A 23,719-nucleotide genomic window follows, 5' to 3' on the forward strand; every position below is an offset into this window, starting at 1 on the left:
CTAGGCTTTTCCTTCCCTGAATCGCTTCGCCTCCCCATACAGGGGTCATGCCTCACGCGCCGTTCGTGCCTCTCCGCATCTTTTCCGCCTACACGATGCTCGAAGGCGCGCTCGATCCGAAGGACATCGTCAAGCTCGCCAAGCGCCACGGCTTTCCTGCGGCGGCGCTAACTGATCGCAACGGGCTCTATGCGGCGATGGCCTTTTCCGAGGCCGCGATGAAGGAAGGCGTGCAGCCGATCATCGGCGCGATGCTGGGCGTGGCGCGCCCGCCGCGCGGGGACGCGCCGCCGGCGCTCGACTGGCTCGCCCTCTATGCGCAGGACGAGGCCGGGTATCGCAATCTGTGCGAGCTGGTCTCGGCCGCGCACCTGGACCGCCCGATCGAGCAGGACCCGCACGTTTCCTTCGAATCGCTCTCGGGGAAGACCGACGGGCTGATCTGCCTGACCGCGGGCGCCGAAGGGGCGCTTGCCCGGCTGTTCGCCGAGGAACAGGCGGCGGAGGCGATCGACTATGTCGACCGGCTGGAACGGCTGTTCCCCAACCGGCTCTACATCGAGCTGTCGCGGCGGATGAACGAGGTCGAGGCCCGCGCCGAGAAGCACCTGATCGACCTCGCCTATGCGCACGACCTGCCGCTGGTCGCGACCAACCCATGCTGCTTCGGCGACGAGCATTTCCACGCCGCGCACGACGCGATGCTGTGCATCGCCGACTCCGCCTATCTGGACAGCGACGATCGCCGGAAAAGCTCCGCCGATGCCTGGCTGAAGCCGCTCGGCGAAATGCAGAAGCTGTTCGAGGATCTGCCGGAGGCGATCGCGAACACGCTGGTGGTCGCGCAGCGCTGCGCGGTGGCGGCGCCGAAGCGCAAGCCGATCCTGCCCAGCCTCGCCGGCGACCGCGAAGGCGAAGCGGCCAAGCTGCGCGAGGATGCGCGGGCGGGGCTGGTCGAGAGGCTGCGGAAAATCGAAGAGTTGTCCGCCCCCGGTTTTGGAGAGACCGATCCGGAAAGGCTGAAGGCCAAATACCCCGACTATTTCGCCCGCCTCGAGTTCGAGCTCGACGTCATCATCCAGATGGGGTTCCCGGGCTATTTCCTGATCGTCGCCGACTTCATCAAATGGGCGAAGGCGAACGACATTCCGGTGGGGCCGGGGCGTGGATCGGGCGCCGGATCAGTCGTCGCCTGGGCACTGACGATCACCGATCTGGACCCGATCAAGCTGGGTCTGCTGTTCGAGCGCTTCCTGAACCCGGAACGCGTGTCGATGCCCGACTTCGACATCGATTTCTGCGAAACGCATCGCGACAAGGTGATCCGCTACGTCCAGCAGCGTTACGGCCGCGACACTGTTGCCCAGATCATCACCTTCGGGCGGCTGAAGGCGCGCGCGGTGCTGAAGGATACCGGCCGCGTGCTGCAGATGAGCTACGGCCAGGTCGACCGGCTGGCGAAGCTGGTGCCGAACCACCCGACCGACCCCTGGACGCTGGAGCGCGCGCTGAACGGCGTCTCCGAGCTTGCCGCGGAATACAAGAACGACCGCGAAGTGAAGCGGCTGTTCGACCTGGCGATGAAGCTGGAAGGCTTTCCGCGCCACAGCTCCACCCACGCGGCGGGCGTGGTGATCGGCGACCGGCCGCTCGCCGAGCTGATCCCGCTGTACCGCGATCCGCGCTCCGACATGCCAGTCACCCAGTTCGACATGAAATATGTCGAAGGCGCCGGGCTGGTGAAGTTCGACTTCCTGGGCCTGAAGACGCTGTCGGTGCTGAAAAAGGCCGTGCAGATGCTCGCGAAGCGGGGCGTCTCCATCGATCTCGACGCGCTGTCGTGGGACGACGAAGCAGTCTATCAGCTGCTCCAGCGCGGCGACACGGTCGGCGTGTTCCAGCTGGAATCGGAAGGGATGCGGCGCACGCTGGCGGCGGTGAAGCCGACCAATTTCGGCGACATCATCGCGCTCGTCTCGCTCTACCGCCCCGGCCCGATGGACAATATCCCGCTGTTCGGCGACCGCAAGAACGGCCGCGCGCGGGTCGAATATCCGCACCCGCTGCTCGAGACGATCCTGGCCGAGACCTACGGCATCTTCGTCTATCAGGAACAGGTGATGCAGGCGGCGCAGGTGCTCGCCGGCTACTCGCTCGGCGGCGCCGACCTGCTGCGGCGCGCCATGGGCAAGAAGATCAAGGCGGAGATGGACGCGCAGCGCGCGATCTTCGTCGAGGGCTGCGCCAAGGTGAACAACATCCCGGCCGACAAGGCGAACGAGCTGTTCGACTTGATCGACAAATTCGCGGGCTACGGCTTCAACAAGAGCCACGCCGCGGCCTATGCGCTGCTTGCCTATCAGACCGCCTGGCTGAAGGCGCACCACCCGCACGAATTCTACGCCGCGTCGATGTGCTACGACATGGCGCAGACCGACAAATTGGGCGTGTTCGTCGACGACATGCGCAGGCTGGACGTCGCCATGCTGCCGCCCGACGTGAACGCATCGGAGGCGGAGTTTGCGGTGGAGACGGCGGGCGAGGGGCTGGCCGTGCGCTATGCCCTCGGTGCGCTGAAGAATGTCGGCGAGCGGGCGATGGAGCTGCTGGTCGAGGAGCGGCGGACCGGCGGGGCGTTCAAGTCGCTCGACGATTTCGCCAACCGCGTCGATCCCAAGCTGCTCAACCGGCGGCAGATGGAGAGCCTGGCGGGCGCCGGCGCGTTCGATGCGATCGAGCCGATGCGCGCCGGCGTGTTCGCAGTCGCGGAGACGATGCTGGCGATCGCCGCACAGGCCGAGAACCAGCGGAGCAGCGGGCAGGGCGGACTGTTCGGCATGGACGAGGCGAGCGTCGCCGCGATCAAGCTGCCGCAGAATGCGCACTGGTCGCTTGCCGAGCGCATGACGCAGGAGAAGGAGGCCTTCGGCTTCTATTTCTCCGCGCATCCGATCGACCGCTACCGGCATCTGGCGGATGCGCATGGCGCGAAGAGCTATGGCGCGATGTGCGGCGCGAACATCGGCGAGGAGCGCGTGCCCGGCACGATGGCGGGGCTGGTCGAGGACGTGCGCTGGCGCACCTCGGCCAAGGGCCGGCGCTATCTGCTCGCCACCTGTTCCGACGCGTCGGGCCAGTTCGTCGCCAGCTGCTTCGACGAAGCCGCGGCGAAGGACCTGGAGGAAGCGGCGCGCACCGGCGGGTGCGGGCTGCTGTCGGTCGAGCTGGACAAGCGCGCGGGCGAGGAGACGCCGCGCGTCACCATCCGCGCCATCCGCCCGTTCGAGACGCTGACCGCCAACACGCGCCTGGTACTGCAGGTGGAGCTGGATGGCCCGGGCGCCATCGCCGGACTGCGGGCGCTGGCGGAACCGTCGCGGGGCGGCCGCGGCGAGCTCAGGCTGGTCGCGAAGACACAAGCGGGCGAAGTGGACCTGCGGCTGGGCCGCGACTTCCATCTCGATGCGGAGCTGGCGGCGCGGATCGAGCGGCTGCCCGGCGTGCTGGGCGTTTCCCTGAAGGCGGCCGAGTTGCCGAAGCTGGCGCTGGTCAGCTGACCGCGATCCAGTCGCAGTTCCTGCGGCTGCGCAATTTGCCGTTCTTCCAGCAGCGATCGTCGAGCGGCGGCAGCATCACCGCCGCCTGGGGCGGGATCCAGAAGCGGAATTGCTGCTCGCCGGCAAGCACGAGGCTCTTGCGCAGCTCGCGCATGCGGTTCTCGGCGACTTTGTAGAGCTGGCCCCGCGGCGCGAAGATCGCCTCGGCGCCGATCTCGCTCGCCGTCTCGCAGAAGGTGTATTGAGCCAGGACGGTCGAGAAGCTGGAGTAGGTGCGCGTGCCGTACTGGTCCAGCTTGGTCTGGCCGTTCTTCCTGTCGGTGCGTTTGAAATAGTCGCTGAGCACCTGATAGGCGTTGGCCAGCTCCGCCCGATGATTGTCGAGCATCGCGTTATACTGATTGCGCGTGAGCAGGGTCGGCTCGAACTGGCATTGCAGCGCCGCGACGTTGAGGCCGGAGCGCAGGTTCCAGACCAGCGCCGCGCGCAGCTCGGCTGGCGTCGCGCCCGGCAGCGTGCCGGTCAGGATGCCCGGCTCAGCCCCGGTCACCGGCTCGCCATGCAGATCGGGCGCCTTCCAGAAAAAGGCGGCGGGTGCGGCGGCGGGGGAAATGGCGAGGAAAGCAGCGGCAGCGAAACCAGCAAGTCGTAAAGCCATCGAAACGAAACTCCGGGAGCGGCTGCAGCCTAGCGTCATTTTCGCGCGAGACAAACCGTCAGCTCACCGCAAGTCGCCGCGCTGATGGCCCGTCCTATCGCCAAAGAAGAAGGGGCCGCCCGGTCGCCCGGGCGGCCCCTTCCGATCAGACTTTGCCGAACTTAGTTGCCGTTCGACATGTTGTTGCCCGCCATGTTGTCGGACATGTTGTTGCCCGCCATGTTGCCGGTGGCATTCATGGCGTTCATGTCGCCGGCCATATTGCCGGTGCCGTTGGCGGCGTCGACGGCAGTCATGTTGTCCGTCGTCGTGTTCATGTCGGTGGCATTCATCTCGGTGACGTTCGCCGTTTCCATGTTGTTGGCTTCTTCCTTGCTGCCGCAAGCCGAAACCATCAGCGCAGCTCCGGCGATCATCGAGCCGGTCAGAACTTTCGTGAGAAGGTCACGCATTCGAAACTCCCTTATATTAGCGATTTGGCCGGCTCGGTGGCCCTCCGTTAGCCAAATCAGCCCCGTTCTTAGACACAAAAGCTTCACCCCTCAAGAGTTCTTCTTTCCGCACGCCTTGGCGAGCGCGGCGAGGAACCCGGGGAACGTCGCCCGGAGCGCGCTGTCCAGCGCGTCAAGCGACGCATTGTTCCCGATCGAGGCCAGGCTTGCGACCGGGAATTCGCTCAAACCACAAGGCACTATGCCGGCGAAGTGATCCAGGTCCGGATCGACGTTCACCGAAAAGCCGTGCAACGTGACCCAGCGCCGCACGCGCACGCCGATCGCGCCGATCTTCGCTTCCCCGCCGGGCGTGTCAACCCAGATACCGACGCGCCCTTCCACTGCGCGCGCCGCGACTCCGAGCGCCGCGAGGGCGCCGATCACCCATTGTTCCAGCGCATGGACGTAGCAGCGGACGTCGCGGCCGCGCGCGTCCAGGTCCAGCTGGACATAGCCCACGCGCTGGCCGGGGCCGTGATAGGTATAGCGGCCGCCGCGCCCGGTCTTGTGGACCGGAAAGCGCGGGTCGATCAGCTCGGACGAGTCGGCGCTGGTGCCGGCGGTGTAGAGCGGGGCGTGCTGGAGCAGCCAGATCCGCTCGTGCGCCGTTCCAGCCCGGATCGCGTCGGCCCGCGCCTCCATGTCGGCGACCGCCGCCTCATAGCCGGTGAGGCCCGGCGACACGCGCCATTCGACATCGTCGATCATCATTGCCGCGCTATCGGGGCTGACGCCCCTCGCTTCAAGCCGATCTGCCGCTATAAGCGCGCGCGATGCAGGACAAAGTCTCTCCGTTCGACGCCGGCCGCGCCTGGAGCGATGCGATGGCATTGCTGAAAGGGCAGCGCGAAATCCTGCTGACGCTGACCGGCTTCTTCATCATGCTGCCCGCGTTGCTGCTGAACGCGCTGCGCCCGTTCGTGCCGAGCGGGCGGGGCGAGACCTGGATGGCGGAGATCGCCGCCTGGACCGAGGCGAACTTCGTCTGGATCGCGCTGGTCGCGGTGCTGGCGGCGCTGGGCCGGCTGGCGATGCTGATCCTGCTGCTCGATCCGGGCCGGCCCACGGTCGGGGAGGCGCTGGCGGCCGGCGCGAAGCTGCTGGCGATGTTCGTGATCATGGACGTACTGATCGGCCTGATGCTGCTGGGCGGCAGCTTCCTGCTGGTCGTGCCGGCCTTCTATATCTTCGGCCGGACCTTCCTCGCGGAAGCCGGGTTCGTCGCGCGCCGCGCCCGCGATCCCGTCGCGGGACTGCGGGCCGGGTTCGAGGCGAGCCGCGGCAATGGCTGGCGCATCTTCCTGATGGCCGCGATCATCTATGTCGCGGGCGTGATCCTGACGGCCGCGATCGGATCGGTGGTCGGCGTGCTCGGCGCGCTTGCTGGCGGCACCGGCCTCGACCGGTTCCTGACCGCGTTCGTGGACGCGGTGTGCGGGGCCGGCGTGTCGCTGCTGCTGGTGCTGGTCGGCGTCGCCGCGTGGCGACAGCTAGGCGAACAGGGGAATGTGCGGCGCGGCGTCGCGCGGTAGATGGCCGGTCAGGCGCGGGTCGGGGAAAGTCTCGACCGCGCGCGCGAACGGCATGAATCCCTGCGCGCGATAGAAATTGAGCGCCGACGGATGGTCGAGCGTGCAGGTGTGCACCCAGACCCGCTCCACGCCCGGTGCCCAGGCCAGCGCCAGTGCCTGCGTCATCAGCCAGCGGCCATGGCCGCGGCCCGCCAGCTCCGGCACCAGCGCGAAATAGGCGAGCTCGCACTGTCCCGCTTCGCGGAAATCGAGCTCGAGCATGCCGACCTCGATCCCGGCCCTGTCCTCGACGGCGAAGACATGGACGCGATCGTCCCCGATGATTCGCCGTACCTCGGCGTCGGGCATCACCAGGCGCGAGAACCATAGCCAGGGCGCACCGACGCGGCGGAACAGCGCGCGGTATTTGTCCAGGTCGGGGCGGCGCCATCGGATCAGGCGCAGATCCGACATCGGCATCGGCCGCCGCGTCGGGCGCGCGCGCATTTCCAGCGACGTGACGATCGTCGCGACCTGATCGGGCGGAATCGGGGCGAGGGACACGGCGGGTTGATAGCGTGCCACCATGCTGAGCGCACCGTTAAGTATAATCGCTGACCGCGTTTAAGACTCCTTCAACCGTCGCGGGCGTACGCGGGAGACGGCTGAACACCGGCCGGAGCAGGTTGAGTTAGAGCGTTTCGTAAGGAGATTCCCAATGCAGTTCGTCCGCAAGATCATTCGCAACAACAAGGGCGCGACCGCGATCGAGTACGGCCTGATCGCCGCGCTGATCGCCGTTGCCGCCATCACCGCCATGTCGAACCTGGGTTCAAAGGTCGGCAAGACGTTCAACAACGTCGCCGGCAGCATGGTCCAGTAAGCCCAAAGCTTACTGCCAACGAACGACGGGCGGCGAGGCGACTCGCCGCCCGTTTTCGTTTGGTCGCTCAGGCGGCCGCCGCGCGCCGGCGGTGGCGCGTCGCCGTGCCGAGACATGCAAAGCCCAGCACCATCATGGCCCAAGTCGCGGGCTCCGGCACCGGCCGCGCCAGGAACATGAAACGGCGCCCGGTCGCGTCGGCCGCCTCGCCATAGATTTCGCCGAGATCGTTGATGCCGTTCGCGAACAACAGGGTGTAGCCAAGGCCAGGGTCGATCAGGTCGTTCAGGTCCGTGGCACCGCCACTCAGGTCCCAGATCGCGGCGCGCCGGCAGCTGAAGTCGCCGAAGGGATCGCAGACATTTTCGTCCGCGGACCATCCCACGACCTGATTGACATTGTTGATCGCGTTCGGGCCGGAGCCGGTCGTACCCGGGACGAAGCCCAGCGTGTGGAGATTATGGGCGGCATCCCACCACAGGCCCGTGTCGGTGATATTGCCGTCCCAATCGGCGCCGATGACGATCCCGCCATCGTTGATGTCGCCGCCACTGGTCGCGATCATGCCCGCCCGTGTCGGAAGCGCGACGGGGCCCGTCCCTTCGCTCCACACCACCGCGGCGAAGCTGGTGCCTTCATCGTCCCCGATCACCGCCTGCGTGCCCGAAAAGACGTTCGAGCTGTTGGCGCCGAACCATTCGATGCGTCCGTTCGACAAATTGGGGTCGACCCAGCGGATGGTTCCGTCCGGCGACCAGACATAAGCGCGCCAGGACATATCGTCATACGCGCCCAGATACTCGATGCCGCCGATCCAGCCATTGTCGTTGATCACGTCGCCGGTCGAGAAGCGGCCGACATCCGGCAGCAGGAATTGGTAGTTGCCGGGACTGGTCCAGCGGACCGCCCGGCGCGTATCGAAATTGCCCGCTTCGCCGACGCCAATATCGCCCGAAATCACGCCGCTGTTGTTGATGCCGTCCGCCTTGCTCATCCAGGCGCCGCCCGGCGTGGCGAGCTGGGTCACGTTGCCGTTGCGGTCCCAGACCACCGCCCGCGCGCCATTCAGCGAATCCGCGTTGCGCATGCGCCCGACGCTCTGGCCCGAATCGTTGATGCCATAGCTTTCGTCGCCCACCGCGCCGCGCGCGAAGCCGGGCAGCGGCTTGAGTTCAGTCACGTTATATTTGACGGCGGCGCCCGCTGGTGCGGCAAGCGTCAGCGCGAAGGTCAGCGCCGAAGCGCGATGCAGGTGCTGGAACATTCTTTTCACCCCTCTGCCGTCCGGAGTTGGCCGGACCCGGGCGAAGATGATCGGCGTGAAGCCGACGCGGAGTCCTTGGCGAAACGCTGAAGTTTTTCTGAAGCCGTGCGTCAGATCGTGGGGAGCCGGCCCAGGCGCGCGCGTTCCGCAGCGACGTGAGCCCGGACGCGCGCGCGTAGGGCATCGAAGGAGGGCTGCCCGTGCAAGGTTGCGAGGGCGGGTTCGTCGGCCAGGTCGGCGGCGTCTCCCGGCTCCTGCGGTGCCCATCCGCGGTCGACGCCTTGTTTCAGCAAGGCAAGCGCGCGGCGGGTGTCGCCGTCCGCCGCGAAAAAGAACGCCGAGCGGACCAGAGCGTGAGTCGGCGCCGGGGCCTGGCTGAAGGTCCGTTCGACCGCTGCCTCGATGAAGGCGCGCATCGCCGCCGCCTCGCGTGGCCGGCCCGCGCGGTCCAGGCACATCATGACCAGCGTGCCCAGATTGATCCGCTGGCTCCAACCTTGGGCCGCGCGCCAGAACATGTCGGCATTCGGGAAGGCCGCCTCGTACAGGCCGGCGACCTCATCACATCGATTATGGCGCAAGGCCAGCCGTAGCAGTGCGGGAGCCTTGCCGGAATCCACCCAGAAGGCATGCGGATCGGCGCGCGCTCCGATCAGCTCCGCCGGCAGGTCGATCGCGCCGACACCCAGAAGCAGCGGCGGGTAGGCCGGACTCCAAAGACGCGCCGCTTGCTCTCGGTAGCCAAGCGCATAGAGCGCTTGAGCCAGCATCCAGTTGATGCGTTCGGTCTGCCTGGCCGGCGCGACGGCGCGCACCGACAATGCCAGCCTGGCTGCGGCTGCGAACGCGCCGCGTTGCATCAGGATCCGCCCTTCGGCGCGTGCCTGCAGCACCGGGTCGATTCCGCTTCGCCTCACTCGCGCGACGTAGGACTCGGCTTCCGACCAACGTCCCAGGCTGGCGGCGAGGTCGGTTGCGTTTGATACGGCCGGCGACCAGAATGGATCGAGCGCCGCAGCGTGCCGCCAGGCGGTCAGCGCGTCTGCGAAGCGTCCCTCGCGATTGAGCGCGACATTGCCGAGCCACAGCCAGGTTTCGGCGTTGTGCGGATCGAGCCGAATTGCCGTTCGAAGGTGCGCCGCCGCGTCGGGCACCGAGGAATCAGTCGCAAACACAAGCGCCGCGTGCGCCTCAGCCAGATCGGGCGCGATCAGGAGGGCGCGGCGGGCATCCTGCTCCGCTTCCTCGCGTACGCGCGATTCCGATCCGTCGCGGAACCCGATCGCCCGCCGCGTGATCGCCAGCTCGGCCCATGCAGGTGCAAAATCCGGGTCGACCCTGAGCGCCTGGCGGAGCAGCATCTCGGCCGCGAAATAGTCGCTGGCCGTTCGCCGGTGATTGAGCCCTTTCGCCTGAAGGTACAGCGTGTAGGCAATGCCATTATTCCAAGGTGCATGGCGTGGCTTGGCCGACGCGCTCCCTAGGATGAGCCCCAATGCGCTTTCGACCGATGTGGCAATGTCCTGCTGCACGGCCGGAATGTTCTGCCTCGCGGCATCGAAGCGCTGCGACCAGACCGTCAGACCGGTGCGGGCATCGACCAACTGCACGTCGATCCGGGTGTGCTCTCCCGAAGCAGCGACATTGCCTAGCACCAGATGCGCAACGCCCAGGGTCCGGCCGATCGCTTGCGGATCGTGCATGCGAGCCTGCACCGAAGAAGTGGACGCTCGTCCGCTGATCCTGAGGCGAGAGTCTGCCGCGAGCCTGGTCGCCAGGGCATCGCTCAAGCCGGCGCCCAGCCCCTTCGCTTCGTTCCCGGCTTCACCGAACGGCAGCACCGCGATCGCCTTCCGATCGCGACCGGATGTGCCTGCCAGCAACCCGAGGCCAACAATAGCGAGGAGCAGCAGGAAGACCGCCAGCATCGGCCCGCGTTCCCGCGCGATGGCTTGCCCAGAGTGGCCGGCAGCCGCCGTCGCTGCCGCGCGCGCCTCAAAACGATAGCCCTTGCCGCGCACCGTCACGAGCCGGTCGGCATGTTCCGCCAGCGCCTTGCGCGCGGCGGAGATATGGACCTGGATGGCGTTTTCCTCGACCACGATGCCGGGCCACACCGCGGCCATCAGCTCGTCCTTGGTGACGAGATCGCCTTTGGCTTCTGCGAGAACGGACAGGATGTCGAGCGCCTTGCCGCCGATCTGGACGGGCCGACCCGAGTCGAGCAGCTGGCGCCTCGGCTCCAGCGTGAATCGTCCGAAAATGTAGGCGCCCCGCGATGCCCGCATGTCCCGTTCCCAAAGGGCATATTAGCGCAAAAGCGGCCTTACTCCCAGATCGCGACGGGGGGCAGGCTCATCAGGATGGCGTCGATGTTCCCGCCGGTCTTGAGCCCGAACAAAGTGCCGCGGTCATAGACCAGGTTGAACTCGGCATAACGGCCGCGCCAGGCGAGCTGGGCGCGGCGGTCCTCCTCGGTCCAGGGCTCGTGCATTCGGCGGCGGACGATTCGCGGATAGATGTCCAGGAACGCCTCGCCCACGTCGCGGGTGAAGGCGAAGTTCGCGTCGAAATCGCCTTCCAGGTGATCGTAGAAAATGCCGCCGACGCCGCGGTGGACGCCGCGATGGGGGATGAAGAAATAGTCGTCCGCCCATTGCTTGAAGCGCGGGTAATAGTCGGGCGCGTGCGCATCGCAGGCGGCCTTCAGCCGGGCGTGGAAGTCCGCCGTGTCCTCGTCGCGCGGCAGCGGTGGATTGAGGTCGGCGCCGCCCCCGAACCATTGCTTCGTCGTGCGCAGGAAGCGGGTGTTCATGTGTACGGCCGGCACGTGCGGGTTCGCCATGTGCGCGACCAGGCTGATGCCGGTCGCGAAGAAGCGCGGATCGTCGCCGGCGCCGTGGATCGATTTGGCGAACTCGCCCTCGAAACGGCCGCCGACGGTCGAGACGTTGACGCCGACCTTTTCGAACACCTTGCCCTTCATCACGCCGCGCACGCCGCCGCCGCCCGGCGTGCCATCCGGGTCCATGCGGTCCCAGGGCGTGTATCCAAAACGCGCGGCCGATCCTGCGTCGCGCTCGATCGCCTCGAACGCGGCGCAGATTCGGTCGCGCAAGGCCTCGAACCAGGCGCGGGCGGCGGTTTGCTGTTGATCCAGTTGCAAAGCTGTTCCTCGTCATCCCGGGCTCGACCAGGGACCCACCTTCTTCGTGGTCGCCGTGAAAGGAAGGTGGGCCCCGGGTCAAGCCCGGTGTGACGATCCTGGAAGGCCGCCCGTCTGCCTTAGCGCCTCGAACAACGTCACCGCCGCCGCGACAGAGACGTTCAGCGATCTGAGATGCGGCGCCATCGGGATGCGGACGCGCAGCCCGGCGGCTTCGTGCACGTGCGGCGGGGCGCCGGCGCTCTCGCTGCCCATCAGGATCACGTCGCCGGGTTCGAACGCGGCCTCTGTCAGCGGCACGCTTCCTCGAGAGGTGAGGAGCACCACCCGTCCCGGCGTCGCGGCGCGGAACGCCTCCCAGTCGGCGTGGCGCGTGATCGAGACATGGTCGAAATAATCCATGCCGGCGCGCCGCACCCGCTTGTCGTCCCACGGAAAGCCCAGCGGCTCGATCAGATCCACCGGAACGTCGAAGCAGGCGCAGCTGCGCAGGATCGCGCCGACATTGCCGGGAATATCGGGCTGATAGAGGGCAAGACGCATCGCGCGAACCTCAAGCGCCCAAACAGATTATTTGCAACTGCCGCAATCGGCGCTATCAGCGCGCCAGCCGTGCCGGACATGTCCGTCGCGGTTGCGCGAGCATTGCCGGCCAAAGGGTGGGGGAACGCCCGGATCGTAGCGCTCGCGTCGGTCTTATCGGGGATTTCAGACAAGGCAGATGATGGCCACAGTCGAGCATCAGCAACGCGAGGAAGCGCTGGCCGAGGAACAGGGCCACCGCCGCCGCGACTTCATCAACATCGCGGCCGTGAGTTTCGCGGGGGTCGGCGCGGCCGCCGTCGTGGTCCCGGTGATCAGCCAGATGGCGCCGTCGGCCGACGTGCTTGCCGGGGCGACCACCGAGGTCGACCTGTCGGCGATCCAGCCCGGCCAGGCCGTCAAGACGATCTTCCGCAAGCAGCCGCTGTTCGTGCGTCAGCTGACGCCCAAGGAAATCGCCGAGGCGAACGCGGTGCCGACCTCCAGCCTGCGCGATCCGCAGTCGCTCGCTGACCGTACCAAGCCAGGCAAGCAGCAGTGGCTGATCACGATGGGTGTGTGCACCCATCTCGGCTGCGTTCCGCTGGGCGCGGGCGAAGGCGAGAACAAGGGGCCGTTCGGCGGCTATTTCTGCCCGTGCCACGGCTCGGCCTATGACACGGCGGCGCGCATCCGGCAGGGGCCGGCGCCCAAGAATCTCGAAGTGCCGGACTATGTCTTCCGGTCGGATACCAAGATCGAAGTCGGAGCGAAGGCATGAGCTTTCCCTGGGCCCAGCATTACGAACCCAAGCACCCGTTCATGCGCTACATGGACGAGCGGCTGCCGCTGCCGCGGCTCGTCTATAATGCGATCGGCGGCGGCTATCCGGTGCCGCGCAACCTGAATTACTTCTGGAATTTCGGCGTGCTCGCCGGCCTTGCGCTGGTGCTGCAGATCCTGACCGGCGTGATCCTGGCGATGCACTATGCCGCCAACCAGGCGGTCGCGTTCGGCTCGATCGAGCACATCATGCGCGACGTGAACTGGGGCTGGATGCTGCGCTACATGCACGCCAACGGCGCCAGCTTCTTCTTCATCGTCGTCTATATCCACATCTTCCGCGGCCTCTATTACGGATCGTACAAGGCGCCGCGCGAGATGGTGTGGCTGCTCGGCATCGTCATCTTCCTGCTGATGATGGCCACCGCCTTCATGGGCTATGTGCTTCCCTGGGGGCAGATGAGCTTCTGGGGCGCCAAGGTGATCACCAGCCTGTTCGGCGCGATCCCGGTGGTCGGCGAATCGATCCAGGTGTGGCTGCTCGGCGGCTATGCGCCGGACAATGCGGCGCTGAACCGCTTCTTCTCGCTCCACTATCTGCTGCCGTTCGTGATCGCGGGCGTGGTGATCCTGAAGATCTGGGCGCTGCACATCCCGGGCTCGTCGAACCCGACCGGCGTCGAGGTGAAGAGCCCGCAGGATACGGTGCCGTTCCACCCCTATTTCACCGCCAAGGACGGCTTCGGGGTCGGCATCTTCCTGCTGCTCTACGTCGTGATGGTGTTCTTCGCGCCGAATTATCTGGGCCACCCGGACAATTATATCGAGGCGAACCCGCTCTCGACGCCCGCGCTGATCGTGCCGGAATGGTATTTCTGGCCCTTCTACGCGATGCTGCGCGCGTTCACGGTGGACTTCATCCTGCCGGCCAAGCTCTGGGGCGTGCTGGCGATGTTCAGCGCGATCCTGCTGCTGTTCTTCCTGACCTGGATCGACCGCTCGCCGGTGCGCTCGACCAACTACCGCCCGCTGTACAAGCCGTTCTTCTGGGTGCTGGTGCTCGACGTGCTGGTGCTCGGCTATTGCGGCGGCAGCCACGCGGAAGAGCCGTACCTGATGATCTCGCAGATCGCGACGATGTACTATTTCGCGCACTTCCTGATCATCCTGCCGATCGTCTCCGCGATCGAACGTCCGAAGCCGCTGCCGAACTCGATTTCCGAATCCGTGCTGCACGGCGAGGAAAAGGAATCGGCGCCGCTCGGGGCAGGCGGCGTGTTGCCCGGCACCCAGCCGCAGCCCGCGGAATAAGAGGTCTAATCCATGGTTCGGATTATCGGATTTTTCGTCGGGCTCGGCTTCTGCCTCGTCCTTGCGATCGCCTTCTTCACGGGCGCCTACAATCACATCACCAACCCGCCCGCGGAGACGGCCGAGAAGGAGTTCCACCTCCATCCGAAGCCGCTGGCGCTGGAAAGCAACGGCCCGTTCGGCAAGTACGATCGCGCCCAGCTGCAGCGCGGCTTCCAGGTGTTCAAGGAAGTCTGCTCCGCCTGCCACTCGCTGAAGTACGTCGCGTTCCGCGACTTGCGTGACCTCGGCTACAGCGAGGCCGAAGTGAAGGCGATCGCCGACCAGTGGGTGATCCAGCAGCCGTCGGTGAACCCGGATACGGGCGAACCCTCGACTCGCAAGTCGCTGCCGGCCGACCGCTTCCCGGCCCCGTTCGCGAACGAGGTCGCCGCCCGCGCGGCCAACAACAACGCCGTGCCGCCCGACCTGTCGCTGATGGCGAAGGCGCGCGAGAACGGCCCAGCCTATATCCATTCGCTGCTGACCGGCTATCGCGACCAGCCGGCGGAGCTCCTGAAGAAGTTCCCGGCCACCAAGACGCCGGAGGGGCTGCACTACAACCCCTACTTCCCGAACCTGAACCTCGCGATGCCGCCGCCGCTGGTCAGCGACGGGCAGGTCACCTATGCCGACGGCACCAAGGCGACCGTCGACCAGATGTCGACCGACGTGTCGGCGTTCCTAGCCTGGACCGCCGAGCCGAAGCTGGAGCGGCGCCACGCGATCGGCGTGGCCGCGTTCGTCTTCCTGCTCGTCTTCTCGGTGCTGACCTACATGGCGTACCAGAACATCTGGGCCAGCAAGAAGCGCGAGCTGGCGAACGCTTGATCGTACCGTCATCCCGGGCTTGACCCGGGACCCACCTGCCTTTCAGGCGAGCGGGCCATAGAAGGTGGGTCCCGGCCTTCGCCGGGATGACGAGGAGCTGGCGTGTGGACCTCAAATCCCTGATCCGGACCATCCCGGACTTTCCGAAGCCGGGCATCCAGTTCCGCGACATCACGACGCTGCTGATCGATGGCCGCGGTTTTGCCGCCGCCGTCGATGCGCTGGTGGAGATGGCCCGGCCTCATGGTGCCGACCTGATCGCGGGAATCGAGGCGCGCGGCTTCATCTTCTCGGCGCCGGTCGCGCGCGCGCTGGGTGCCGGGCTGCTGCCCGTGCGCAAGCCCGGCAAGCTGCCGGGGCCGCGCATCGGCGTCGATTATGCGCTCGAATACGGCACCGACCGCCTCGAAATCCATGAAGGCGCGTGCCTGCCGGGCCACCGCGTGCTGCTGGTCGACGACCTGATCGCCACCGGCGGCACCGCGCTCGCGACCGTCTCGCTGCTCCGCCAGGCCGGCGCCGAGGTTCCCGCGGCCCTGTTCGTCATCGACCTTCCCGAGCTCGGCGGCGCGGCGCTGCTGAAGCAGGCCGGCGTCGAAGCGGCGTCGCTGATGTCCTTTGAGGGCCATTAACGCGCTACGTCCATGCATTTGCTGCGAGGATTAACTTTCCCGTAGCCATTCCGGGACTAGGCCGTGGGTGTGATTACGGGGGCACTTCGAAACGGGCGCGGAACGGTCTGGGCCGCCGCATGCACGGCGTTGCTGCTGCTCCTGTTTCTGGCCGCGCCGTCGCGCGCCGCCGAACCGCTCCGCCTTGAGGAAGGCTGCCGCATCGCCGCGGACGCCAGCGTGCAATTGCCGGCGGCGCTGCCCCGGCTGGATCGCTGCGAGGGGCGCGCGCCCAAGGACCATATCGGCACGATCTGGGTCGATTACCCGCGGATGCCCACCGACCTGACCGTCGCCAAGACCTGGCGGCTGGTGCTCGACAACCATGTGTCGAGCGCCGTCGACGTCTGGCTGATCGGTTCGAAAGGGCCGGCGCAGCACTACAGATACGACCCGAACGCGCCCGATCGCGAATGGGCGGCAGGCAATTACCTGTCGATGCTGGTGTCGCCGGAGCGCCCGATCAGCCGGATCGTGGTGCGGCTGGCCGATGCCCGCAGCCACACCTATGTACGCGCGCCGAAGATCGCGCGGGCGCGCTATTTCGTGCCGATCGAGCGCGACCAGGCCTCGCTGTACGGCATCGGCGTCGGCATGCTTGCGCTCACGATCCTGTTCCACCTGAGCCTGTTCGTGGCGATGCGCCGCCGCTTCCAGCTCTACTATTGCGCCCATGTCGGGCTGCTGCTGATCTACGGGCTCAGCTATTCGGGCATCATCCATATCCTGTGGCCGAGCCTGACCGCGGCTCAGAACTCTGCGCTGCTCGGCTTCTCCATGACGGCGGCGACGGCGACCGGTATCGGCTTCGTCATCGAATTCCTCGGCAACAGCACCCCCGTCTGGCTGCGGCGCTGGGCCGCCGGCGGCGCCTTCGCGTCGATCGCTGCCGCGGTGGTTGGCGTCATCGTTCCGGAAAGCTGGAGCTATGCGCTCTACATGGGCGCGAACGTGATCGCGCTGCATGCGATCCTGCTGACCGCCGGCATCGTATTGCGGGCATGCGCGGTGCGCGTGCCGATGGCGAGCGCGATCGCGCTGGCCTGGGCCGCGCCGATGACGGTGTCGCTGATGTATCCGGCGCGCACCTTCGGCCTGATCGGCGACGGCGCGCTGCTGGACGGGCTGATGATGTTCGCGGCAACGATCGAATGCCTGATCCTGTCGCTGCCGGTCGCCAGCCGCATCCGCAACCTACGTATCGAGCACGAGCGTGCGCACGAGCGTCACGTAATGCTGGAGCGCCAGGCGCAGACCGACGCGCTCACCGGCCTCGCCAACCGCCGCGGCTTCGGCGAGGCGCTCGCCCGTGCGGCGGCCGGTCATGGCGAGCCGATGCCGATCGCGCTGCTCGTCATCGACATCGACCATTTCAAGCGCGTCAACGACCAGCACGGGCACGCGACCGGTGATGCGATCCTTCGCCATGTCGCGGCGCATGTGGCGCGCGTGGCAGGCGCGGGCGCCATCGTCGCGCGCCATGGTGGCGAGGAATTCGTCGTCGCGCTGCGCAATCACGACCTGATGCGCGCCGGCACCATCGCCGAGCGGATCCGCGTCAGCATGGGCGTGACGTTCGACACCGAACCGGCGCTGCCCAGCGTGACCGTCAGCATCGGCGTCGCCGCCGGCTTCAGCGACGAAGTGGAGACGATCCTGGCCGACGCCGACTGCGCGCTCTACCGCGCGAAGAACGAAGGCCGGAACAAGGTGATGCTGGCGGACGGCCCGCTGATGTACGCGGCTGCGGCCTAAGGCTGAGGCCCGGCGCCGCCGTTCGAGCGGCGGCGGGTGCTGGAACGGACCGGGACATGCAGCACGTTGGCACGCGTGCGCACCGCTTCCTGCGACCGGTTCATCGCACGCGCGACCTCGGGCAGCAGCTCGCCGGCCGCAAAGCGGCGGCGCAGCTCCTCGTCGGACTCCTCGTCCCACCGGGCGCCATGACGCGTACGCTTGATCATCAGAACCATCGCCTATCCCTTTAACGCCGCGAGCCTTTACGAATCGTGCGCTGAACGGGCTTGGAATGGCGTTGTTATCTGGGAGAAATGTTCCGGACGAAGCGTGCAGCGACCTCTGCCGGTACGCGCTGCACGCGGCCCGCCGCACGGTCGATCATGGCCCAGCTTGTCTTCGCGCGAACCTTCGCCTTGCCATCGCTGCCGACAAACTCGACATGGCGGTCGAAGCGCGCGCCGCGCGGCGGGTCGGCGACCCAGGTGCGGGCGGTGACGGTCTCGCCCGCGCCGACATTGCCCAGATAGTCGATCTCGTGCCGCACCACGACCCAGATATAGGCTGCGACATGCGCCGGGTCGGCGGCAGCCAGCCAGTGCGCGGTGGCGACGTCCTGGATCCAGCGCACCCACACCGCATTGTTGACGTGGCCGAGCTCGTCGATGTCGTCCGCAGCCGGCGTGATCGACAGCTCGAACGGAGTCATCCTGCCAGCCCCACCTGCCACAGGATGAAGGCGAATTCCTCCGCGGTCTCGCGGAGGCTCTCGAACCGGCCGGACTTGCCGCCATGGCCGGCGCCCATATTGGTCTTCAGCAGCAGCAGGTTCGCGTCGGTCTTGGTCGCGCGGAGCCTGGCGACCCATTTCGCCGGCTCCCAATAGGTGACGCGAGGGTCGTTCAGCCCCGCCGTCACCAGCAGCGGCGGATAGGCCTGGGCGCGGACATTCTCGTAGGGGCTGTAGCTGTGGATCAGCTCGAACGCGGCCTTGTCCTCGATCGGATTGCCCCATTCGGGCCATTCGCCGGGCGTGAGCGGCAGCGTCGGGTCGAGCATCGTGTTCAGCACGTCGACGAACGGCACATGTGCGGCCACCGCTCCCCACAGCTCCGGCGCGTCGTTGATCGCGGCACCCATCAGCTCGCCGCCCGCCGAGCCGCCTGCGATGGCGATGCGGCCGGCTTCGGTCCAGCCGAGGTCAACCAGTCCGCGCGCGACGTCGACGAAGTCGTTGAAGGTGTTGGTGCGCTTTTCGAGCTTGCCGTCCAGATACCATTGCTGGCCGAGATCGTCGCCGCCGCGGATATGGGCGATCGCGAACGCCATGCCGCGGTCGAGCAGCGACAGCCGCGAAGTGGAGAAGCCCGGCTCGATCGCCAGACCATAGGCGCCGTAGCCGTAGAGATAGAGCGGTCCCGGCCGCGCGAACTCGCGCCGATAGACGATCGAGACCGGAACCTTCGTGCCGTCGCGGACCGCGATCTCCAGCCGCTCGGTCGCATATTGTGAGGGGTCGTAGCCGGACGGGATTTCCTGCACCTTCAGGATCGTCCGCGCCCCCGACGCCACGTCGTAGTCGAGCACAGTGCCGGGCGTGACCATCGATTCATAGGAGAGGCGGAGCGTCGTCACCTCATATTCGGGATTGTCGTCGAGCCCGGCGGAGTAGCTGGCTTCGGGAAAGTCGATCTGCTTCCCCGGCCCGCCCGCATAGTCGTGCAGGTAGATGCGATCGAGGCCGTGCTCGCGCCCCTCGACGACGAAGAAGCCGGCGAAGGTGCTGACGTCGGTCAGGTAGAAGTCGGCGGACGGCGCGATCAACTCGGTCCACTCCGATGGGCGCTCGACCGGCGCCGTCACCAGGCGGAAATTGGTGTGCGTGTCGTTGGTGCGGATGAACAGCGTGCCGTCATGCTCCTCGACGTCATATTCGCGCCCCGGCTTGCGCTCTGCGACGAGGATCGGCGCGGCGGTGGGGTCGTCGAAAGGCAGCAGCCGCACCTCGCTGGTGACATGGTCGCCGGTGCCGATCGCGATCCAGCGGCGCGACTGGGTGAGGCCCAGCCCGACCTGGAATCCCTCGTCCGCCTCGCGGTAGAGCTCGACATCCTCGGCAACCGGCGTGCCGAGCCGGTGAAGCTTGGCGACGTCGATCCGCCAATGCTCGTTGACGAGGCCATAGAGCAGCGACACGCCGTCGCCCGCGAACAGAAAGGCGCCGAGCGTCCCTTCGATCGTCTCGGGCAGATGCTCGCCGCTCTCGAGATCCTTGATCCGGATCGTGAACCGCTCCGAGCCATTGTCGTCGATCGCATAGGCGAGCAGCCGCCCGTCGGGGCTCACGTCCATGCCCCCTAGGCGGAAATATTCCTTGCCTTCCGCCAGCGCCGGCTCGTCCAGGATCAGCGACTTCTCCCCGCCCGCGACCGGCGATCGCCACCATTTGCGGTACTGCGCGCCCTCGTCGAACGAGCGCCAGTAGAGCCAGTCGCCGTCCTTCTGCGGCACCGATTCGTCGGCTTCCTTGATGCGGCCGCGCATTTCCTGGAACAGCGCATCGACCAGCGGCTGGTGCGGCGCCATCGCCGCCTCGAAATAGGCATTCTCGGCGTTCAGATAGGCAAGGACATTGGCGTCGGTGACGTCCGGGTAGCCGGCGTCGCGCAGCCAGGCATAGGGATCCTCGATCGTGATCCCGTGGTGGCTGGTGCTGTGGGGGCGGCGCGCCGCGACCGGCGGCGAAGGAATTTCCATCATCGGGCGCAGGTAGCGAGAACCTGCGCCCGATGGAAGAAAGCTGCTCAGCGGCAGCGAACGTTGCCGCGGTCGATCTCGCGCCCGGCCAGCGCGCCGGCGCCGGCGCCGAGGATCGTGCCGAGAGTCTTGGAGCCGCCCGGCGCGATGATGTTGCCGAGCACGCCGCCGGCGATGCCACCCACGATCAGGCCGGTCGTGCCGTCGTCGCGCTTGCAGTAATAGCGTCCGTCGCGCCCGACATAGATCCGGTCATTGTCGGTCAGCACCCGCTCGGTATAGCGTGGATTGTCGCGATAATAGCGGTCGGCATAGTAGCCGCGGTCGCCATAGCCTGTCGTGGCACAGCCGCCGAGCAGGGTTGCGGCCGCTGCGGCGGCCAGGATTGTCATGCGCATCCCATTTCTCCTGTTGTCCCCGTCGGGAAAGCCAACGAGCCGCAGGCGAAACGGTTTCCATTGCGGTGAACGCCGCGTTTACCAAGCCTTCACTATGGCCGCGTTACTCGTTTCGGATGGAGAATAGTCCGCAATTCGAAACGATCGCGACCGAAACGGGGGAGATCATCACGCGCGAACGGCGCTATGCCGTTTACTTGCGCGGGGTGATCGGCAGGGCGGGCTGCCGCAACCGGATGCCGCTGACGATCCGCAATATCTCCGCGCGCGGCCTGAAAGGCGAATGCGCCTATCCGCCGCGGCCCAATGACGAAGTCGAGATCGAGCTGCCCGGCATCGGCGCCATCGCCGGCCATGTCCGCTGGGGAGACGGGATCGCGATCGGCATCTCGTTCGACGGGCCGATCGATCCGACGCTGGCTTTCACGCGCAACCGCCCGGGCGTGCGCCGATCGGGCCTCTTCGCCGCTCACTGAGATCGGGGCAGTAGCCCTGCCCGGCGCCGTGGGGGTGGTTGGGGGAGCGACGCCGGACAGGACGCGAGCCCTGTGCCGCAACCGGCGAAGCTTAGAAATCGAAGGTCGATGGAGCGCTCGCCGCTGCGGTCAACGTCACATTGGCACGGCGAACGGCAGGCCTGGCGCGCCGAACGTCACGCCGATGCGCGGCTTTGCGATTCCCGCGCGGGCGCCAGCAGCGCGTCGATCGAGTCCCGGTAGCTGCGGCCGACCGGCACTTCGGCCCCCGCCTCCAGCCGCACCGCCATCGCCCCGCTCGGCTTGCGCATCATCGCGACGATCGCGCTGCGGCGGCAGATCGCGGACCGGTGGACCCGGGCGAACACCGCCGGGTCCAGCTTGGTTTCCAGGCTCGACAACGTCGCGCGGAGCAGCCCGCCGCCCGCGCTTGCGTGCAGCCGGACATAATCGCCTTCGGCCTCGATCCACTCGATCGTCTCGACCGGCACCCGCACCGTCTCGCGCCCGCGGCTGACCCAGAGCGCATCGGGCCAGGCGCTGTCGTTGGCACTCTCCGGCAGCGCCTCCCGGGTCGTGACCTCCTTTGCCGCGGACGACATAGCCAGGCCTGGCGCGAAGCTCAGAAACGCGAGCGCGCCGCCGGCGAAATAGCCGCCCCAGATCATCGTGAAGCGGACGTGCCTCTGAAGCGCCGCGACCGGTTCGCCGAAGCTCGACGCGAGCACGAAATCGATCAGCGCTCGTCCGACGATCATCGCGACGCAGCATCCGATCGCCGCACCACACAGGACGAGGGCGCGGTGCCGGAACCCGCGCGCGGCGACCCGATCCGCCAGGTGCGTGAAGCCGAAGAACAGCAAGCCGCCGAGCATCGTCGAGAGCAGGCGGCGCGCCTGCCAGATCGACGACGGAAACTCGTCCTGCAGCTGGTTCCAGGTGAGGAACAGCAGGTAGGTCGCGGCCCAGAAGCCTAACGCGCAAACGATGCGCAGCCGCTCACGGGCGGATGAGCGTTCGAGCAGGTATGGCATGCGCTATCAGATAAGGCCTTCGGCCGCCGGGCGAAAGCTATTCCAGCACATTTTGCGCATCGGCGTCGGGTGGAGGCGAGGCGGCGGAGTCGTCGGGCGCCCAGACCTGCGCCGCGAACCACAGCACGCCCGCGGCCCAGATCAGCGCCTTCCAGCGGCTTCGGAACAGTCGCGAATAGCCGAACATAGGGGAATCTTGTCGCGCAAATCGCTTACTCGGTCGTGAAGATTTGGTTCGTGGCGGCGGCCTGTGACACCTGTCACACCCGGGCCTGCCGAATCGGGCCACAAGGTGCTCAGTATTGTTGCGTAAGCGTGGTAGCATGGCTTGGCCGGAGATGGGGATGAACGCCGAGGATCTGTCACGGATGATGTCCGGCAGCGCGCTGCTCTCCTCCTGGGGAGCCGCGGAGCTGCAGGATCTGCTGGAGCGCGCGGCGCTTTGCCCGATGAAGAAGGGCGACGTGCTGCTGCACCAGGGCGATGCCGGCGACTATCTGATCATCCTGCTGGACGGGACGATCCGCGTCAGCATGGTCGCGTCCAACGGCCGCGAGATCATTCTCGACTATCTGGAGCCCGGCAGCGTGCTGGGCGAGATCGCCCTGCTCGACGGCGGCGAGCGGACCGCGAGCGCCACCGCGCTGGGCGAGGGCCAATATATGAAATTGAGCGCGCACGCGTTCCGCGAGGTGCTGGAGCGGCACCCGAGCGTCGCGTGGCGGCTGCTGCGCGAGATGGCGCGGCGGCTGCGCAACGCGAACAACACGATCGAGAGCGACCGCGCCTATGCCTCCGGCCCTCGGCTGGCGCGGTCGCTCCAGCGGCTGATGCAGAACGGCGCCGAGGGCGTCGCCCTGAAGCTCAGTCAGAGCGAGCTCGGCGCCTTTGCCGGCATCAGCCGCGAAAATATCAACCGCCAGCTTGGTGCCTGGTCCGATGCCGGCATCGTCGCGCTGGAGCAGGGACGCGTCCGCGTCCTCGACATGGAGGTTCTGGAAGAGATCGCGATGGCGGCCGAGTAGCTTAAGGCCGTTGCGCCGGCTCCGGGCATGTAGGTCCCGGCCCGGCGATTCCGTCGTCATGTCTTCCGCGAACAGGGGCGGCCGCGCCAGGGGGTCGGCCGCCCCGCCTTATTTACGCCGCAGCGTGCTCGATGGTCTTGGAGTCATTGACCGCGTCCGGCTGCTCCTTGCTGCCGATCGCGATCTTCTGCGGCTTCATCGCCTCGGGCACTTCGCGCACCAGCTCGATCCTCAGCAGGCCATCGGCCAGGTCGGCGCTGTCGACCCGCACGAAGTCGGCGAGTTCGAAGCGCCGCTCGAAGCTGCGGCTGGCGATCCCGGCGTGCAGGACGCCGGAACGGTCCTGGCCGGTTGCATCCTTCTTCCCGGCGACGACCAGCAGGTTCTGCTGCGCGGTGATGTCGATCTCGTTCTTCTTGAAACCGGCGACGGCCAGCGTGATGCGATAACGGTCTTCCGCCACCCGTTCGAGGTCGAAGGGCGGATAATTGTCGCTGCTCGCGGCGCTGCGCGCGCTGCTTTCCAGCAGGTCGAACAGCCGGTCGAAGCCGACCATCGAGCGGCGATAGGGGGTCAGGTCGAAATTACGCATATCAAAGTCT

General features: G+C 67.0%; 25 protein-coding genes. 10 read left to right on the forward strand and 15 right to left on the reverse strand.

The genetic code is table 11. The features are described 5' to 3' along the window. The first annotated feature begins 47 nt into the window (after positions 1 to 47). The gene (gene dnaE / locus GON01_RS03920) at positions 48 to 3,557 is read left to right on the forward strand and encodes a DNA polymerase III subunit alpha (protein ID WP_157026073.1); all 3,510 of its coding nucleotides are present in this window, start codon (positions 48 to 50) and stop codon (positions 3,555 to 3,557) included. Here dnaE and GON01_RS03925 read toward each other — a convergent pair. The 3 genes from GON01_RS03925 to lipB form a co-directional block, all read right to left on the reverse strand. Next, the gene (locus tag GON01_RS03925) at positions 3,550 to 4,215 is read right to left on the reverse strand and encodes a hypothetical protein (protein ID WP_157026074.1); all 666 of its coding nucleotides are present in this window, start codon (positions 4,213 to 4,215) and stop codon (positions 3,550 to 3,552) included. The two genes, dnaE and GON01_RS03925, sit on opposite strands and share 8 nt — an antisense overlap. A 161-nt stretch (positions 4,216 to 4,376) precedes the next feature. Continuing rightward, positions 4,377 to 4,667 (reverse strand): hypothetical protein, encoded by a 291-nt coding sequence (locus GON01_RS03930; protein ID WP_181599878.1) that lies wholly within the window; start codon positions 4,665 to 4,667, stop codon positions 4,377 to 4,379. Between the two features lie 90 nt (positions 4,668 to 4,757). Next, on the reverse strand, positions 4,758 to 5,420 hold the full coding sequence (lipB, locus tag GON01_RS03935; RefSeq protein ID WP_408640895.1) for a lipoyl(octanoyl) transferase LipB: 663 nt from the start codon (positions 5,418 to 5,420) through the stop codon (positions 4,758 to 4,760). A gap of 62 nt (positions 5,421 to 5,482) precedes the next feature. Between lipB and GON01_RS03940 the strand changes: the two genes are divergently transcribed. Continuing rightward, positions 5,483 to 6,241 (forward strand): hypothetical protein, encoded by a 759-nt coding sequence (locus GON01_RS03940; protein WP_157026075.1) that lies wholly within the window; start codon positions 5,483 to 5,485, stop codon positions 6,239 to 6,241. Here the strand turns inward: GON01_RS03940 and GON01_RS03945 are convergent. After that, positions 6,200 to 6,784: a GNAT family N-acetyltransferase gene (locus GON01_RS03945; RefSeq protein WP_181599879.1), complete on the reverse strand. Its 585-nt coding sequence runs from the start codon at positions 6,782 to 6,784 to the stop codon at positions 6,200 to 6,202. The genes GON01_RS03940 and GON01_RS03945 overlap by 42 nt on opposite strands. 154 nt (positions 6,785 to 6,938) lie before the next feature. Here GON01_RS03945 and GON01_RS03950 point away from each other — a divergent pair, with 154 nt between their 5' ends. After that, the gene (locus GON01_RS03950) at positions 6,939 to 7,103 is read left to right on the forward strand and encodes a Flp family type IVb pilin (RefSeq protein ID WP_157026077.1); all 165 of its coding nucleotides are present in this window, start codon (positions 6,939 to 6,941) and stop codon (positions 7,101 to 7,103) included. A 67-nt stretch (positions 7,104 to 7,170) separates the two neighbouring features. Here GON01_RS03950 and GON01_RS03955 read toward each other — a convergent pair whose 3' ends face one another. From GON01_RS03955 to GON01_RS03970, 4 genes are all read right to left on the reverse strand, one after another. After that, on the reverse strand, positions 7,171 to 8,367 hold the full coding sequence (locus GON01_RS03955; protein ID WP_181599880.1) for a PEPxxWA-CTERM sorting domain-containing protein: 1,197 nt from the start codon (positions 8,365 to 8,367) through the stop codon (positions 7,171 to 7,173). 110 nt (positions 8,368 to 8,477) lie between these two features. Further along, positions 8,478 to 10,655 carry a winged helix-turn-helix domain-containing tetratricopeptide repeat protein gene (locus GON01_RS03960; protein ID WP_157026079.1) on the reverse strand — a complete coding sequence of 726 codons (2,178 nt, stop codon included), beginning with the start codon at positions 10,653 to 10,655 and terminating at the stop codon, positions 8,478 to 8,480. Between the two features lie 38 nt (positions 10,656 to 10,693). Next, a complete protein-coding gene (gene hemF, locus GON01_RS03965; RefSeq protein ID WP_157026080.1) occupies positions 10,694 to 11,533 on the reverse strand; it encodes an oxygen-dependent coproporphyrinogen oxidase in 840 nt (279 codons plus the stop codon). A 78-nt stretch (positions 11,534 to 11,611) separates the two neighbouring features. Beyond that, positions 11,612 to 12,076, reverse strand: coding sequence for a tRNA (cytidine(34)-2'-O)-methyltransferase (locus GON01_RS03970; RefSeq protein ID WP_157026081.1), 465 nt, complete (start codon positions 12,074 to 12,076; stop codon positions 11,612 to 11,614). Positions 12,077 to 12,257: 181 nt separating this feature from the next. On the opposite strand from GON01_RS03970, the gene petA reads away from it, so the two are divergent. From petA to GON01_RS03995, 5 genes are all read left to right on the forward strand, one after another. Continuing rightward, complete coding sequence (gene petA, locus GON01_RS03975) at positions 12,258 to 12,836, forward strand: ubiquinol-cytochrome c reductase iron-sulfur subunit (protein WP_157026453.1); 579 nt, start codon at positions 12,258 to 12,260, stop codon at positions 12,834 to 12,836. Continuing rightward, positions 12,833 to 14,149, forward strand: coding sequence for a cytochrome b (locus tag GON01_RS03980; protein WP_157026082.1), 1,317 nt, complete (start codon positions 12,833 to 12,835; stop codon positions 14,147 to 14,149). Before petA ends, GON01_RS03980 begins: the two co-directional genes overlap by 4 nt. Positions 14,150 to 14,161: 12 nt before the next feature. Beyond that, positions 14,162 to 15,019, forward strand: coding sequence for a cytochrome c1 (locus GON01_RS03985; RefSeq protein ID WP_157026083.1), 858 nt, complete (start codon positions 14,162 to 14,164; stop codon positions 15,017 to 15,019). An 86-nt stretch (positions 15,020 to 15,105) separates the two neighbouring features. Beyond that, positions 15,106 to 15,651, forward strand: coding sequence for an adenine phosphoribosyltransferase (locus GON01_RS03990; RefSeq protein ID WP_157026084.1), 546 nt, complete (start codon positions 15,106 to 15,108; stop codon positions 15,649 to 15,651). A 129-nt stretch (positions 15,652 to 15,780) separates the two neighbouring features. After that, on the forward strand, positions 15,781 to 17,445 hold the full coding sequence (locus tag GON01_RS03995) for a GGDEF domain-containing protein (RefSeq protein ID WP_157026085.1): 1,665 nt from the start codon (positions 15,781 to 15,783) through the stop codon (positions 17,443 to 17,445). On the opposite strand, the gene GON01_RS04000 is transcribed toward GON01_RS03995, so the two are convergent. The 4 genes from GON01_RS04000 to GON01_RS04015 form a co-directional block, all read right to left on the reverse strand. Continuing rightward, entirely contained in the window at positions 17,442 to 17,654 is a 213-nt protein-coding gene (locus tag GON01_RS04000) for a hypothetical protein (RefSeq protein WP_157026086.1), read from the reverse strand. The two genes, GON01_RS03995 and GON01_RS04000, sit on opposite strands and share 4 nt — an antisense overlap. A gap of 74 nt (positions 17,655 to 17,728) precedes the next feature. After that, entirely contained in the window at positions 17,729 to 18,136 is a 408-nt protein-coding gene (locus GON01_RS04005) for an acyl-CoA thioesterase (RefSeq protein WP_157026087.1), read from the reverse strand. Next, on the reverse strand, positions 18,133 to 20,187 hold the full coding sequence (locus GON01_RS04010; protein WP_181599882.1) for a S9 family peptidase: 2,055 nt from the start codon (positions 20,185 to 20,187) through the stop codon (positions 18,133 to 18,135). The genes GON01_RS04005 and GON01_RS04010 overlap by 4 nt, the downstream gene beginning before the upstream one ends. A 44-nt stretch (positions 20,188 to 20,231) precedes the next feature. Beyond that, positions 20,232 to 20,582: a glycine zipper 2TM domain-containing protein gene (locus tag GON01_RS04015; RefSeq protein WP_157026089.1), complete on the reverse strand. Its 351-nt coding sequence runs from the start codon at positions 20,580 to 20,582 to the stop codon at positions 20,232 to 20,234. Positions 20,583 to 20,698: 116 nt separating this feature from the next. Between GON01_RS04015 and GON01_RS04020 the strand changes: the two genes are divergently transcribed. Next, positions 20,699 to 21,058 (forward strand): hypothetical protein, encoded by a 360-nt coding sequence (locus tag GON01_RS04020; RefSeq protein ID WP_157026090.1) that lies wholly within the window; start codon positions 20,699 to 20,701, stop codon positions 21,056 to 21,058. A 176-nt stretch (positions 21,059 to 21,234) separates the two neighbouring features. Here the strand turns inward: GON01_RS04020 and GON01_RS04025 are convergent, their stop codons facing one another. Continuing rightward, positions 21,235 to 22,092: a LytR/AlgR family response regulator transcription factor gene (locus GON01_RS04025; protein WP_157026091.1), complete on the reverse strand. Its 858-nt coding sequence runs from the start codon at positions 22,090 to 22,092 to the stop codon at positions 21,235 to 21,237. Positions 22,093 to 22,129: 37 nt separating this feature from the next. Then, positions 22,130 to 22,279 carry a hypothetical protein gene (locus GON01_RS04030; protein ID WP_157026092.1) on the reverse strand — a complete coding sequence of 50 codons (150 nt, stop codon included), beginning with the start codon at positions 22,277 to 22,279 and terminating at the stop codon, positions 22,130 to 22,132. A 157-nt stretch (positions 22,280 to 22,436) separates the two neighbouring features. On the opposite strand from GON01_RS04030, the gene GON01_RS04035 reads away from it, so the two are divergent. Beyond that, positions 22,437 to 23,117 (forward strand): Crp/Fnr family transcriptional regulator, encoded by a 681-nt coding sequence (locus GON01_RS04035; RefSeq protein ID WP_157026093.1) that lies wholly within the window; start codon positions 22,437 to 22,439, stop codon positions 23,115 to 23,117. 112 nt (positions 23,118 to 23,229) lie between these two features. On the opposite strand, the gene GON01_RS04040 is transcribed toward GON01_RS04035, so the two are convergent. Beyond that, positions 23,230 to 23,709 carry an Hsp20 family protein gene (locus GON01_RS04040; protein ID WP_157026094.1) on the reverse strand — a complete coding sequence of 160 codons (480 nt, stop codon included), beginning with the start codon at positions 23,707 to 23,709 and terminating at the stop codon, positions 23,230 to 23,232. Positions 23,710 to 23,719 lie beyond the last annotated feature (10 nt).

Origin of the sequence: Sphingomonas horti (genome assembly GCF_009753715.1) — a bacterium.
Taxonomy (GTDB): domain Bacteria; phylum Pseudomonadota; class Alphaproteobacteria; order Sphingomonadales; family Sphingomonadaceae; genus Sphingomonas_B; species Sphingomonas_B horti.

Bases quoted from the DNA above. Each gene is read 5' to 3' on its own strand.
- GON01_RS04005 (WP_157026087.1), bottom strand. From the start codon at position 18,136: ATGACTCCGTTCGAGCTGTCGATCACGCCGGCTGCGGACGACATCGAC.
- GON01_RS04010 (WP_181599882.1), bottom strand. From the start codon at position 20,187: ATGATGGAAATTCCTTCGCCGCCGGTCGCGGCGCGCCGCCCCCACAGC.
- GON01_RS04015 (WP_157026089.1), bottom strand. From the start codon at position 20,582: ATGCGCATGACAATCCTGGCCGCCGCAGCGGCCGCAACCCTGCTCGGC.
- GON01_RS03960 (WP_157026079.1), bottom strand. From the start codon at position 10,655: ATGCGGGCATCGCGGGGCGCCTACATTTTCGGACGATTCACGCTGGAG.
- GON01_RS04020 (WP_157026090.1), top strand. From the start codon at position 20,699: ATGGAGAATAGTCCGCAATTCGAAACGATCGCGACCGAAACGGGGGAG.
- GON01_RS03970 (WP_157026081.1), bottom strand. From the start codon at position 12,076: ATGCGTCTTGCCCTCTATCAGCCCGATATTCCCGGCAATGTCGGCGCG.
- GON01_RS03950 (WP_157026077.1), top strand. From the start codon at position 6,939: ATGCAGTTCGTCCGCAAGATCATTCGCAACAACAAGGGCGCGACCGCG.
- GON01_RS04035 (WP_157026093.1), top strand. From the start codon at position 22,437: ATGAACGCCGAGGATCTGTCACGGATGATGTCCGGCAGCGCGCTGCTC.
- GON01_RS03980 (WP_157026082.1), top strand. From the start codon at position 12,833: ATGAGCTTTCCCTGGGCCCAGCATTACGAACCCAAGCACCCGTTCATG.
- GON01_RS04040 (WP_157026094.1), bottom strand. From the start codon at position 23,709: ATGCGTAATTTCGACCTGACCCCCTATCGCCGCTCGATGGTCGGCTTC.
- dnaE (WP_157026073.1), top strand. From the start codon at position 48: ATGCCTCACGCGCCGTTCGTGCCTCTCCGCATCTTTTCCGCCTACACG.
- GON01_RS03990 (WP_157026084.1), top strand. From the start codon at position 15,106: ATGACGAGGAGCTGGCGTGTGGACCTCAAATCCCTGATCCGGACCATC.
- lipB (WP_408640895.1), bottom strand. From the start codon at position 5,420: ATGATGATCGACGATGTCGAATGGCGCGTGTCGCCGGGCCTCACCGGC.
- GON01_RS04000 (WP_157026086.1), bottom strand. From the start codon at position 17,654: ATGATCAAGCGTACGCGTCATGGCGCCCGGTGGGACGAGGAGTCCGAC.
- GON01_RS03985 (WP_157026083.1), top strand. From the start codon at position 14,162: ATGGTTCGGATTATCGGATTTTTCGTCGGGCTCGGCTTCTGCCTCGTC.
- GON01_RS03940 (WP_157026075.1), top strand. From the start codon at position 5,483: ATGCAGGACAAAGTCTCTCCGTTCGACGCCGGCCGCGCCTGGAGCGAT.
- GON01_RS04025 (WP_157026091.1), bottom strand. From the start codon at position 22,092: ATGCCATACCTGCTCGAACGCTCATCCGCCCGTGAGCGGCTGCGCATC.
- petA (WP_157026453.1), top strand. From the start codon at position 12,258: ATGGCCACAGTCGAGCATCAGCAACGCGAGGAAGCGCTGGCCGAGGAA.
- GON01_RS04030 (WP_157026092.1), bottom strand. From the start codon at position 22,279: ATGTTCGGCTATTCGCGACTGTTCCGAAGCCGCTGGAAGGCGCTGATC.
- GON01_RS03930 (WP_181599878.1), bottom strand. From the start codon at position 4,667: ATGCGTGACCTTCTCACGAAAGTTCTGACCGGCTCGATGATCGCCGGA.
- GON01_RS03925 (WP_157026074.1), bottom strand. From the start codon at position 4,215: ATGGCTTTACGACTTGCTGGTTTCGCTGCCGCTGCTTTCCTCGCCATT.
- GON01_RS03955 (WP_181599880.1), bottom strand. From the start codon at position 8,367: ATGTTCCAGCACCTGCATCGCGCTTCGGCGCTGACCTTCGCGCTGACG.